Raw genomic sequence first — 11,775 nt, forward strand, 5'->3', positions numbered from 1 at the left:
CCCGTTCGCCACTCATCCACACCCGAAGGTGCTTCAGCGTTCGACTTGCATGTGTTAAGCACGCCGCCAGCGTTCGTCCTGAGCCAGGATCAAACTCTCCAACAATGTCTTCGAATTCAATCGAGGCATGTAATGCTCTCAAAGGAAACCCCGACGAGGGGGTTTCAAATATAAGCTCTACTGGCTTAGTTCACTAGCACACTGTTGAGTTCTCAAGCAACACACCCCGAATCCGCCGCGATCAAGCGGCTCGCTCGAAGCGAGTCATTCCTAGCAGTTTTTGGTGGGACACCCACTCAATCGCGATCCGCGAGAGCTTGGTTCGTGTCCCGGTGGCCACCCGGTTTCCCTGGCGACTTGGAGAACTTTACACCCCCTCCGAGGGCCCGAAACAGGGGGGTCCCTTAACCACGTTCCCGCAGGTCAGAGGCCTGTTTCGGGCCACCGGAGGTCGGTCAGCCGCCGAGCGCGACGCCGGCGACGTTCCGCTTGCCCTTGCGGACCACGAGCCACTTGCCGTGGAGGGCGTCCTCGCGCGACGGCTTCCACTCCTCGTCCGCGATCTTCACGTTGTTCACGTACGCGCCGCCCTCCTTGAGGGTGCGGCGCGCGGCACCCTTGCTGTCGACCAGGCCCGAGGCGAGCAGCAGGTCGACGATCGTCGCGTCCCCGGACGGGTCGACCTTCCCGTTCGGCACCTCGGCCATCGCGGCGTCGAGGGTGCGTTCGTCCAGGTCGCCGAGCTCGCCGCGGCCGAACAGTGCCTGGCTGGCGTTGATCACCTGCCGGGTCTGCTCTTCGCCGTGGACCAGCGTGGTGAACTCCTCCGCCAGCCGCTTCTGCGCGGCCCGCAGGTGGGGCCGCTGTTCGGTGTCCTCCGCCAGCGCGGCGATCTCCTCCTGGCCGAGGAAGGTGAACATCCGCAGGTAGCGGATGACGTCGGCGTCACCCACATTGACGAAGTACTGGTACCAGGCGTAGGGCGAGGTCATCTCCGGGTCGAGCCAGAGGTTCCCGCCACCCGTCGACTTGCCGAACTTGCGGCCCTCGGCGTCGGTGACCAGCGGCGCGGTCAGCGCGTGCACGCTCGCGCCCTCCGTCCGGCGGATCAGATCGACCCCGCCGAGGAGGTTGCCCCACTGGTCCGACCCGCCGACCTGCAGCTTGCAGCCGTACTGCCGGTAGAGCTGCTGGTAGTCCTGCGACTGCAGGAGCAGGTAGCTGAACTCGGTGTAGGACATGCCGTCACCCTCGAGCCGGCGCTTCACCGTCTCGCGGTTGAGCATGACGTTGATCGAGAAGTGCTTCCCGACGTCACGCAGGAACTCCAGGGCGGTCTGCGGCCCGGTCCAGTTCAGGTTGTTCTCGACGATCGCGCCGGTCGGCGAGTCGTCGAAGTCGACGAACCGCTCGAGCTGGCCGCGGATGCGCCCGGCCCACTCGGCGACGACGTCGAGGGTGTTCAGCGTGCGCTCACCGGTGTCGCGCGGGTCGCCGATCATCCCGGTCGCGCCGCCGGCCAGCACGATCGGCCGGTGTCCCGCGCGCTGGAAGCGCTTGAGCATGAGCAGCGGGACGAGGTTGCCGGCGTGCAGGCTGGGTGCGGTCGGGTCGAAGCCGCAATAGAGCGTCACGGGACCCTGGTCGAGCTCGCGCCGGAGGGCGTCGATGTCGGTGGACTGCGCGATCAGGCCGCGCCAGGACAGCTCGTCGAGGATGTGTTCGCTCACGCCTGTAGATCCTCCCGCACCAGGTCAACCGACTAACTGGCGGGTCGGACCCGGCGCTTCCCGCCGCGGCGGTAGGTGGACACGGCCGGCGACGCGCCGTCCCAGAACCGCCACGGCGTGTCCATCGCCATCGCGACGCCGACGCGCGGGCCGCTGCGGATCCGCTCGGCCGGCACCCGCTCGCCCACGTACAGCCGGACCGGCGACGCGGGATCGGTCAGGTCCACGCCGTTTTCGCCGCGGTCGATGCGCAGCACCGACGTCAGGATCGCCGGGCCTTTGGCGAGCTCGCCGGTCCCCCGCGCGTTCGGCCGCCGCTTGCGGACGACGTCGAGGCCGGTGATGACCTCGCCCGCGCGCAGCAGCACCGCGCCGGCCACGCCGTCGGTCGAGCCGACGATGTTCGCGCAGAAGTGCATCCCGTAGACGAAGTAGACGTACAGGTGCCCCGCCGGGCCCCACATGACGGCGTTGCGCGGGGTCTGCCCGCGGTAGCAGTGGGACGCCGGATCGTCTTCGCCGCGGTAGGCCTCGACCTCGACCAGCCGGACGCCGACGGTGCCGTCGGGGCCATCGGCCTCCAGGACCGAGCCGAGCAGCAGGTGGGCCAGGTCGACCGGGTCCAGCGCGAGCTCGTCACGGGTGAACAACCGGCCTGCGTCGCCGCTCAAACGGGGGTCCTCTCCTCGGCTGCCTGGCGCGCCCACCTTAACCCTTGAGCGATCGCTCAAACTTCTCTACAGTCGGTTTGAGCAGTCGCTCAAACTCGGAGGGGAGCCGGAGATGCGACCGAAGGCGCTCTACGTCGAGACCGTGATCCGCACGGATCTCGACACGCTGTGGCAGCACACCCAGGACCCGGTCCTGCACCGCCGCTGGGACCTGCGTTTCAGCGACATCACCCCGATCGACGGCCAATTCCGCTACACCTCGCGCTTCCTGGGCGTCACCGTCACCGGCATCGGGGTGAGCGCGGCGAAGCGGGACTGGCCGGACGGCTCGCGCACGTCGGTGCTGCGGTTCGCCTCCGCCGACCCGCTGTCGCTGATCAGCGCGGGTGCGGGGTTCTGGCGCTACACGCCGGTCCCCGGCGGCGTCCGGTTCGTCACCGGCTTCGACTACGGCACCCGCTGGGGCCGCTCCGGGCAGCTGGCCGACCGGGTGTTCCGGCCGGTGTTCGGCTGGATGACGGCGTGGTCGTTCGACCGGCTGCGGCTCTGGCTGGAGACCGGCGTGGCCCCGGAGGACCAGCCCCTGACCGCGCCCTCGGCCGCCCGCTGCGGCCGGACCCGGCCCCGCGACCGGGTGACCGCCGGGGCGTCGTCGTGACCGGCGTCTTCGAACGCACGCTCGGCGCGGATTTCGCGAACCTGCACCCCCGGATGCGGGAACGGCTCGCCCTCTCCGACGGGCGCGGGATGATCGGCCACGGCGTGATGGACCGCATCCGGCGCGGCCCCGCCTTCACCCTGCCGTTCCTGTGGCTCGGGTCGGCGCGGCACATCCTGTTCCCCGAACGCGGCCGGAACGTGCCCTTCACCATCGAGAACTACCCGTACGTCGACGGGCACGGCCGCGAGACGGTGTCCTTCGTGCGGACCTTCGAGTTCCCGGGGCGGCGCCGGCGGCCGGACGGCGGGTTTCGGATCCGCTCCGGCGAGTTCCGGTTCCGGGAAGGGCCGGTCCGGACACGTCTGCCGCGGGGGCTCACCGGGACCGCGACGGTCGACGAGTGGTTCGACGACACCCTCGGGCAGTTCCGGATCGAAGTGGCGGTGGTGCATCCCCGCTTCGGGCCGGTGTTCGGCTACGAAGGCAGCTTCGGCGCGCGGTACGTCGACGTCGGCGGCGGGGTCAGCGGAGCGGTGAAGCCGCTTCGTGAGAAGGTCATGGACTGATGGGCACCGGCCGGAACTCCAGTTCGCAGGACACGAAGCAGCGGCTCGTGGACGGCGTGCTGGAAGTCGTCCGGCAGCAGGGCATCACCGCCGTCTCCGCCCGGTCGGTCGCCAGTGCCGCGGGCGCGAACCAGGCGCTGGTCTTCTACCACTTCGGCAGTGTCGAGGAGCTCGTCGCGCAGGCGTGCCTTTCCGCGACGGAGGCCCGCGTCGCTCTCTACCGGGACCGGTTCGCCGCCGTGGCCACGGTCGGCGAGCTGCTGGCGCTCGGCCGCGAGATCCGGACCGCGGAGCGCGCGGAAGGCAACCTGGCCCTCCTGGCCCAGACCCTGGCCGGGGCCCAGGGCAGCGAACGGCTCGCCGAAGCGACCCGCGAGGGCCTGGACAAGTGGATCACCGAAGTCCGGTCGGCCCTCGAACGCGTGCTCGCCGGGTCGCCGCTGGCCGAGCTCGCGGACCCCGACGGACTGGCCCACGCCGTGTCCACCGGGTTCCTCGGGCTGACGCTGTTCGACACGGTCGACCCCGACGGCGCCGAGCAGGCCGTCGCCGCGCTGGAGCGGCTGGCCGTGCTCGTCGACGTCCTGGACGGGCTCGGCCCGGTGGCCACCCGGGCCGTCCGGGCCAAGCTCCGCAAAACCCTCAGCTGAGCCACTGGCGCGCCGCGGTGACGCGCTCCTCCAACCGTGCGCGCTGTTCGGCGACGCGCACCGGCGCCGTGCCACCCCGGGCGTCGCGGGACTTCACCGAGCCTTCGACGGTGAGGACTTCGCGCACCGCCGGCGTCAGCGCCGGGTTGATCTTCTCGAACTCCTCGTCGGTCAGCTCGTCCAGGCCGACGCCGCGGGCCTCGGCGACGCGAACGCTCTCGCCCGCCGCTTCGTGCGCGACGCGGAACGGGACGCCCTGACGGACCAGCCACTCGGCGATGTCCGTGGCCAGGGTGAAGCCGGCCGGGGCCAGCTCGGCGAGCCGCTCGGTGTGGAAGGTGAGCGTCTCGAGCATCCCGGCGATCGCCGGGAACAGGAGCTCGAGCTGCTCGACCGAGTCGAACACCGGCTCCTTGTCCTCCTGCAGATCGCGGTTGTAGGCCAGCGGCTGCGCCTTGAGGGTGGCCAGCAGGCCGGTGAGGTTGCCGATCAGCCGGCCCGCCTTGCCGCGCGTGAGCTCCGCGACGTCCGGGTTCTTCTTCTGCGGCATGATCGAGCTGCCGGTGGCCCAGGCGTCGTCGAGCGTCACGTAGCCGAACTCGGCGGTGTTCCAGATGATCACCTCCTCGGCGATCCGCGACAGGTTCACCGCGAGCATCGCGACGGCGAAGGCGAACTCGGCCACGAAGTCGCGCGAAGCGGTGCCGTCGATGGAGTTCTCGACGCTGGTGGCGAAGCCGAGCTCCTCGGCGACGGCCTCGGGGTCGAGCCCCAGCGACGAGCCGGCGAGCGCACCCGAGCCGTAGGGCGACTCGGCCGTGCGGGCGTCCCAGTCCTGCAGGCGCGAGACGTCGCGCAGCAGCGCCTGGCCGTGGGCCATCAGGTGGTGGGCCAGCAGCACCGGCTGGGCGTGCTGCAGGTGCGTGCGGCCGGGGAGGATCGCGTCCGGGTGCCGCTTGGCCTGCGACACCAGCGCGTCGATGACCTCCAGGGTGCCGGCGACGACCCGGCGCGCGGCGTCGCGCAGCCACATCCGGAACAGCGTGGCCACCTGGTCGTTGCGCGAGCGGCCGGCGCGAAGCTTGCCGCCGAGCTCGGTGCCCGCGCGCTCGAGCAGGCCGCGTTCGAGGGCCGTGTGCACGTCCTCGTCGGCGATCGTCGGGGTGAACGCCCCCGACGCGACGTCCTGGGCGAGCGTGTCCAGGGCGGCCAGCATCCCGGCCAGCTCGTCTTCGGTGAGCAGGCCCGCTTTGCGCAGCACGCGAGCGTGCGCGCGGGACCCGGCGATGTCGTAGGGCGCCAGGCGCCAGTCGAAGTGCGTCGACGCGCTCAGCGCGGCCATGGCCTCCGCCGGACCGCTGGCGAACCGGCCGCCCCACAGCTGCACCGGCTGCTCGTTCCCGCTCACTGTTCTCGTTTCTCCTCGATGTGGTCGTTCGATGTCAGGCGACGGTGATCCGGCCGTCGTACAGGACCAGGCGGACTTCGCCCGAAACGGTGCCGGTCAGCCTGGCGCATCCGCGGCCGGCCCGCCGTTCGAGCGCGGCGCACGCGGCGCCCCGGTCGATCCTCTGCGCCTCGCCGCGCGCACTCAGCATCCGGCGCGCTTCGGCGACGGTGACCGTCTCGCCGTCGATCGCCACCGGCACCCCGCCGTCGTAGGTGACGACGACCTCGTCCGGCGCGAGGAACTCCCCCTCGGCCGGGAAGATGTCGGCGATCACGGCGGTCCTTCGTCGGCCGATCGCTGGGCGAGGGCGGCGAACCGGTCGGCGAGGTCCTTGCCCGTCAGGGGCTCGCGCGCGATCACGGCGACCGTGTCGTCGCCCGCGATCGAGCCGACGACCTCTTCCAGGGCCGCCCGGTCGATCGCGCTGGCCAGGAACTGGGCCGCGCCGGGTGGCGTCCGCAGCACGGTCAGGTTGCCGGACGAGTCCGCCGAGACCATCAGTTCCGCGAGCAGCCGCGAGAGCCGGGACGTCCCGCCCTGCACCCCGCGGACCGGGCTGCCGTCCTCGGGGATGACGTAGACCGGCGCGCCCGAGTCCGGCCCGCGCAGCTTGACCGCGCCCAGTTCGTCGAGGTCGCGCGACAGCGTCGCCTGGGTGACCTCGATGCCTTCGGCGGCCAATAGTTTGGCCAGCTCGGTCTGGCTGCGGATGGTCATGGTGGACACGAGCTCGGTGATCCGCGCCTGCCGGCCCACCCGGCTGCCGGTCATCGTCGGCTCTCTTCGAAGAGCCAGACGAGCAGCGCCTTCTGGGCGTGCAGGCGGTTCTCGGCCTCGTCCCAGACCGCGCTGGCCGGGCCGTCGATCACCTCGTCGGTGATCTCCCAGCCGCGGTGCGCCGGCAGGCAGTGCAGCACGATCGCGTCTTCCGCGGCCTTCTTCAGCAGCTCGGTATTGACCTGCAGGGCGCGGAACGGGCCCACGCGGTCGAGGCCGTCGTTCTCCTGTCCCATCGACGTCCACGTGTCGGTGACGAGCACGTCCGCGCCGTCGACCGCCGCGTACGGGTCGGTGAAGACGGTGGCGGTGCCGCCGGTCTCGCTCGCGCGCTTCTTCGCGTCCAGCATCACGCCCTGGTCGGGCTGGAAGCCGACCGGCGAGACGACCCGGACGTGCATCCCGGCGGTGACCCCGCCCAGCAGCAGCGAGTGCGCCATGTTGTTGGCGCCGTCGCCGAGGTAGACGAGGGTGAGGCCCTCGAGCTTGCCCTTGCGCTCGCGGATCGTCATGAGGTCGGTGAGCACCTGGCACGGGTGGAACTCGTCGGTGAGCGCGTTGACGACCGGGATCGACGCGGCCGAAGCCATCGCCTCGATGCGCTTCTGCGCGAAGGTGCGCCACACGATGCCGTCGACGTACCGCGAGAGGACTCGCGAGGTGTCCTCGATGGTCTCTTCGCGGCCGAGCTGCATCGAACGGCCGTCGACGATCACCGGGTGGCCGCCGAGCTGGCTGATGCCGACCTCGAACGAGAACCGGGTCCGCGTCGAGTTCTTCTCGAAGATCGCCGTGATCGACTTGCCGGCGAGGGTCTTGTTGCCGAGCGGGTCGGCCTTGAGCGCGTCGGCGAGGTCGAGGATGGCCTTCTGCTCGGCCGGACTGACGTCGTCGTCGCGGAGGAAGTGGCGCAGCATCAGTCGGAGTCCTTCGTGGTGGAGTCGAGCGCGTTCGGGAGTGCGGCGAGGAAACCCTCGGCCTGGTCGCCGTCGAGGACGAGCGGGGGCGCGAGCCGGACGGTGTCCGGGGCGACCGGGTTGACGAGGTAGCCGGCGTCCTGGGCGGCCTGGGCGACCGCCGCCGAAACGGGCTGCTTCAGGGCGATGCCGAGCAGCAGCCCGGCGCCGCGCACCCCGGCGACCAGCGGGTGTCCCAGTGCCTCGACACCGGCCGCGATGTCCTTGCCCAGCGAAGCGACGTGGTCGAGGAGGCCCTCGGCGGCGATGGTCTTCAGCACGGCCAGGCCGGCCGCGCAGCAGACCGGGTTGCCGCCGAAGGTGGTGCCGTGCTGGCCGGGTTTGAGCAGGTCGCCCGCCGCGCCGACGCCGATCACCGCGCCCAGCGGCAGCCCGCCGCCGAGGCCCTTGGCCAGGGTGATGACGTCCGGCACGATACCGGCCTGCTGGTAGCCGAACCAGGTGCCGAGCCGGCCGAGGCCGGTCTGCACCTCGTCGAGCACCAGCAGCGTGCCGGTGGCCTTGGTGATTTCGCGGGCGGCCTGCAGGTAGCCGTCCGGCGCCGGGATGACACCCGCTTCGCCGAGCACCGGCTCCAGGAAGACGGCCGCGGTTTCGGTGTCGACGGCGGCCTTGAGCGCCTCGACGTCCCCGAACGGCACGTGCTCGACCCCGGGCACCAGCGGCTTGAAAGCGTCGCGCTTGGCGGGCTGACCGGTGAGCGTCAGCGCACCCATGGTCCGGCCGTGGAACGCCCCTTCGGCGGCGACCACCTTGGTGCGCCCGGTCAGCCGGCTGATCTTCAGCGCGGCTTCGTTGGCCTCGGCGCCGGAGTTGACGAACAGCACCTTGCCGTGGCCGGTGAGGCCGGCGACGTCGAGCAGCGCCTCGGCGAGCTCGACGGCCACCGGGTTGACGTAGAGGTTCGACGTGTGGCCGAGCCGCTGGATCTGCTCGGTGACGGCTTCGACGACGGCCGGGTGCGCGTGGCCGAGCGCGTTGACGGCGATGCCGCCGACCAGGTCGACGTACTCCTTGCCGTCGGCGTCCCACACCTTCGCGCCCTCGCCGCGCACCAGCGTCAGCTTGGGTGTGCCGTAGTTGTCCATGAGGGCGGACTGCCAGTGCGCCTGGCCATCCACATTGGACTCGAGGTCGGTCACGGGAGCTCCGTTTCGGGGAAGACCATGGTGCCGATGCCGCGCGAGGTGAAGACCTCCAGCAGCACCGAATGGGCGAGGCGGCCGTCGATCACGTGCGCCCGGCGCACGCCGCCGCGGATGGCGCGCACGCACGCCTCCATCTTCGGGATCATGCCGCTGGCCAGGCCGGGCAGCATGGTCTCGAGGCGGTCGACGCGGATGCGGTCGATCAGCGACGATCGGTCGGGCCAGTTCGCGTACAGGCCTTCGACATCGGTGAGCACCACGAGCTTCTCGGCGCCCAGCGCGGCCGCCAATGCACCGGCGGCCGTGTCGGCGTTGACGTTGTGCACGACGCCGTCGACGTCCGGCGCGACCGTGGAGACGACCGGGATGCGCCCGGCGTTGACGATGTCCAGCACCGCGTCCGGGTTGACCTCGGCGACCTCGCCGACCAGCCCGATGTCGACCTGCTCACCGTCCACAGTGGCCTGTTTGCGTTCGGCGGTGAACAGCCGCGCGTCCTCGCCGGAGATGCCGACCGCGTAGGGCCCGTGGGCGTTGATCAGCCCGACGAGCTCGCGGCTGACCTGGCCGGTGAGCACCATCCGGACGATGTCCATCGTCTCCGGCGTGGTGACCCGCAGGCCGCCCTTGAACTCGCCTTCGACGCCGAGGCGCTTGAGCATCGCGGTGATCTGCGGGCCGCCGCCGTGCACGACGACCGGGCGCAGGCCGGCCAGCCGGAGGAACACCATGTCCTCGGCGAAGGCCGCCTTCAGCTGGTCGTCGATCATCGCGTTGCCGCCGTACTTCACCACCACGGTGGCCCCGTGGAACCGCTGCAGCCAAGGCAGCGCTTCGATGAGCACCCCGGCCTTTTCGGCCGCCGTCGCGAGTCGTTCGTCCGCGGAAATCAGAGCCTCCTGGTTCATGAGGAGTACGCGCTGTTCTCTTCGACGTAACCGTGCGAAAGATCCGTGGTGTAGATGGTCGCCGTGTTCGCGCCGACGCCGAGGTCGACGACGATTTCGATGGCCCGGCCGGTGAGGTCCGCCTCCGACCGGTCGGCGGCGGGGACGCCCTGGGCGAACAGGGTGACGCCGTTGATCGCGATCGACACGGCCTCCGGGTCGATGCGGGCCGGCACCCGGCCGAGCGCCATGGCGATCCGGCCCCAGTTCGGGTCGGAGCCGAACAACGCCGTCTTGACCAGGTTGTCCTCGGCGATCGTGCGGGCGACGGCGATCGCGTCGGCCTCGGTGGCCGCACCGCGCACGGTGACGTCGACGTCCTTGGTCGCGCCCTCGGAGTCCGCGCGCAGCTGGAGCACGAGGTCGTGGCTGACCGCGGTGAGCAGCTCGGTGAGCTCGGCTTCGGTGGGCTCGACGCCGCTCGCGCCGGAGGCCAGGACCAGCACCGTGTCGTTGGTGGACGTGCCGCCGTCGACGTCCAGCCTGTCGAAGGTCACGTGGGTCGCCGCGCGCAGGGCCCGGTCGAGGGTTTCCTTGTCCACCACGGCGTCGGTGGTCAGCACCGAGAGCATGGTGGCGAGGTTCGGGGCGAGCATGCCCGCCCCCTTGGCGAAGCCGCCGACGCTCCAGCCGGTGTCGTGCTTCGCAAACGCTTGCTTCGGCTTGGTGTCGGTGGTCATCACGCCCGTGGCGGCGTTGAGGCTCGCTTCGGGGCTCGCGTCGAGGGCCTTGACGGCGGTGTCCACTCCGGACAGGACGGCGTCCATCGGGAGCCGCTCGCCGATCAGGCCGGTGGAGCAGACGGCGACCTCGATCGCGCCCGCCTGCAGGACTTCGGCGACCTTCTCGGCCGTGGCGTGGGTGTCCTGGAAGCCGCCGGGCCCGGTGGCCGCGTTGGCGCCGCCCGAGTTGAGGACGACGGCCTTGAGCCGCTGCTGCTTGAGCACCTCCTGCGACCACAGCACCGGCGCGGCCTTGATGACGTTGCGGGTGAAGACGCCGGCCGCGACGTCGAGCGGGCCGTCGTTGACGACCAGGGTGAGGTCCAGCGCGCCGGAGGCCTTGATCCCGGCGGCGACGCCGGCGGCGCGGAAGCCCTGGGGGCCGGTGACGGTCACGGTGCGACTCCTACGGTGGGAAGCCCGGTGGTCTCCGGGAGGCCGAGGGCCAGGTTCATCGATTGGACGGCACCGCCGGCGGTGCCCTTGGTGAGGTTGTCGATCGCGGCGACGACGACCAGGCGCTTCGCGTCGGCGTCGACCGTGACCTGCAACTGGGTGTTGTTCGAGCCGAGCGTCGAGGCCGTCGCCGGCCAGGCGCCGGCGGGCAGCAGCTGGACGAACGGCTCGGCGTCGTAGGCCTTTTCGTACGCGGCGCGCGCGGCGGCCTCGTCGACGCCGTCCTTCAGCGGGGCGGTGGCCGTGGTGAGGATGCCGCGGGGCATCGGTGCGAGCACCGGCGTGAAGGACACGGTGACCTTCTCCCCCGCGACGGCCGAGAGGTTCTGGGCGAACTCGGGGGTGTGGCGGTGGGCGCCGCCGACGCCGTACGCGCTCGCCGAGCCCATCACCTCGGAGCCGAGCAGGTTCGGCTTGAGGCTCTTGCCGGCGCCGGAGGTCCCGGTGACCGCGACGATCGTGACGTCGGGCTCGATCAGCCCGGCGGCGAACGCGGGCGCGAGGGCCAGCGAGCCGCCGGTCGGGAAGCAGCCGGGCACGGCGATGCGCTTGGTGCCCGCGAGCTTTTCGCGGGCGCCGGGCAGCTCGGGCAGGCCGTACGGCCACTGGCCGGCGTGGTCGCCGCCGTACCAGCGCTGCCAGTCGCCGGCGTCGGCCAGGCGGTGGTCGGCGCCGAGGTCGACGACCAGGACGTCCGGGCCGAGCTGCGCCGCGATCGCCGCGGAGTGCCCGTGCGGCAGCGCGAGGAAGACGACGTCGTGGCCGGCGAGGGTCTCCGGCGTCGTCTCGGCCAGGACGCGGTCGGCGAGGGGGACGAGGTGGGGCTGGTGGACGCCGAGCTTCGTGCCCGCGCTGCTGGCGGCCGTGAGCGCGCCGATCTCGACCCCGGGATGGGTCAGGAGCAGGCGCAGCAGCTCACCACCCGCGTACCCGCTGGCTCCGGCCACCGCGATGTTCACCGTCATACGCATGATTATGCACGCCCTTGCAAGTCTAAACAAACCCGGAGTGGTGGCCGCC

General features: G+C 71.3%; 13 protein-coding genes and 1 rRNA gene. 3 read left to right on the forward strand and 11 right to left on the reverse strand.

Going from position 1 to position 11,775, the window contains the following annotated elements:
- From H5965_RS41245 to H5965_RS41255, 3 genes are all read right to left on the reverse strand, one after another.
- A 16S ribosomal RNA gene (locus H5965_RS41245) occupies positions 1 to 105 on the reverse strand; the annotation flags it as partial.
- 350 nt (positions 106 to 455) lie between these two features.
- Positions 456 to 1,730, reverse strand: a complete 1,275-nt coding sequence (gene tyrS, locus H5965_RS41250) for a tyrosine--tRNA ligase (RefSeq protein WP_310976543.1) — start codon at positions 1,728 to 1,730, stop codon at positions 456 to 458.
- Between the two features lie 32 nt (positions 1,731 to 1,762).
- Positions 1,763 to 2,401 carry a DNA-3-methyladenine glycosylase gene (locus H5965_RS41255; protein WP_310976546.1) on the reverse strand — a complete coding sequence of 213 codons (639 nt, stop codon included), beginning with the start codon at positions 2,399 to 2,401 and terminating at the stop codon, positions 1,763 to 1,765.
- A 112-nt stretch (positions 2,402 to 2,513) separates the two neighbouring features.
- On the opposite strand from H5965_RS41255, the gene H5965_RS41260 reads away from it, so the two are divergent.
- The 3 genes from H5965_RS41260 to H5965_RS41270 are packed head-to-tail and all read left to right on the forward strand — an operon-like array spanning position 2,514 to position 4,278.
- Positions 2,514 to 3,059 (forward strand): hypothetical protein, encoded by a 546-nt coding sequence (locus H5965_RS41260; RefSeq protein ID WP_310976548.1) that lies wholly within the window; start codon positions 2,514 to 2,516, stop codon positions 3,057 to 3,059.
- A complete protein-coding gene (locus tag H5965_RS41265) occupies positions 3,056 to 3,628 on the forward strand; it encodes a DUF4166 domain-containing protein (protein WP_310976549.1) in 573 nt (190 codons plus the stop codon). Before H5965_RS41260 ends, H5965_RS41265 begins: the two co-directional genes overlap by 4 nt.
- Positions 3,628 to 4,278, forward strand: a complete 651-nt coding sequence (locus H5965_RS41270; protein WP_310976551.1) for a TetR family transcriptional regulator — start codon at positions 3,628 to 3,630, stop codon at positions 4,276 to 4,278. Before H5965_RS41265 ends, H5965_RS41270 begins: the two co-directional genes overlap by 1 nt.
- Here the strand turns inward: H5965_RS41270 and argH are convergent.
- Genes argH through argC form a run of 8 tightly spaced genes read right to left on the reverse strand, consistent with a single transcriptional unit; the run spans position 4,271 to position 11,720 of the window.
- A complete protein-coding gene (argH, locus tag H5965_RS41275) occupies positions 4,271 to 5,686 on the reverse strand; it encodes an argininosuccinate lyase (protein ID WP_310976553.1) in 1,416 nt (471 codons plus the stop codon). The two genes, H5965_RS41270 and argH, sit on opposite strands and share 8 nt — an antisense overlap.
- A 34-nt stretch (positions 5,687 to 5,720) precedes the next feature.
- The gene (locus tag H5965_RS41280; RefSeq protein WP_310976554.1) at positions 5,721 to 6,002 is read right to left on the reverse strand and encodes an argininosuccinate synthase; all 282 of its coding nucleotides are present in this window, start codon (positions 6,000 to 6,002) and stop codon (positions 5,721 to 5,723) included.
- Positions 5,999 to 6,499 (reverse strand): arginine repressor, encoded by a 501-nt coding sequence (locus H5965_RS41285; RefSeq protein ID WP_310976556.1) that lies wholly within the window; start codon positions 6,497 to 6,499, stop codon positions 5,999 to 6,001. Before H5965_RS41285 ends, H5965_RS41280 begins: the two co-directional genes overlap by 4 nt.
- Positions 6,496 to 7,422: an ornithine carbamoyltransferase gene (gene argF, locus H5965_RS41290; protein ID WP_310976558.1), complete on the reverse strand. Its 927-nt coding sequence runs from the start codon at positions 7,420 to 7,422 to the stop codon at positions 6,496 to 6,498. The genes H5965_RS41285 and argF overlap by 4 nt, the downstream gene beginning before the upstream one ends.
- Entirely contained in the window at positions 7,422 to 8,624 is a 1,203-nt protein-coding gene (locus H5965_RS41295) for an acetylornithine transaminase (RefSeq protein WP_310976560.1), read from the reverse strand. Before H5965_RS41295 ends, argF begins: the two co-directional genes overlap by 1 nt.
- The gene (argB, locus tag H5965_RS41300; protein WP_086852561.1) at positions 8,621 to 9,538 is read right to left on the reverse strand and encodes an acetylglutamate kinase; all 918 of its coding nucleotides are present in this window, start codon (positions 9,536 to 9,538) and stop codon (positions 8,621 to 8,623) included. The genes H5965_RS41295 and argB overlap by 4 nt, the downstream gene beginning before the upstream one ends.
- Positions 9,535 to 10,695 (reverse strand): bifunctional glutamate N-acetyltransferase/amino-acid acetyltransferase ArgJ, encoded by a 1,161-nt coding sequence (gene argJ / locus H5965_RS41305; RefSeq protein ID WP_310976561.1) that lies wholly within the window; start codon positions 10,693 to 10,695, stop codon positions 9,535 to 9,537. The genes argB and argJ overlap by 4 nt, the downstream gene beginning before the upstream one ends.
- The gene (gene argC, locus H5965_RS41310; RefSeq protein WP_310976562.1) at positions 10,692 to 11,720 is read right to left on the reverse strand and encodes an N-acetyl-gamma-glutamyl-phosphate reductase; all 1,029 of its coding nucleotides are present in this window, start codon (positions 11,718 to 11,720) and stop codon (positions 10,692 to 10,694) included. The genes argJ and argC overlap by 4 nt, the downstream gene beginning before the upstream one ends.
- Between the last annotated feature and the right edge of the window lie 55 nt (positions 11,721 to 11,775).

The sequence above is a fragment of the Amycolatopsis sp. 505 genome (genome assembly GCF_031625235.1).
In the GTDB taxonomy this organism is placed as follows: Bacteria; Actinomycetota; Actinomycetes; order Mycobacteriales; family Pseudonocardiaceae; genus Amycolatopsis.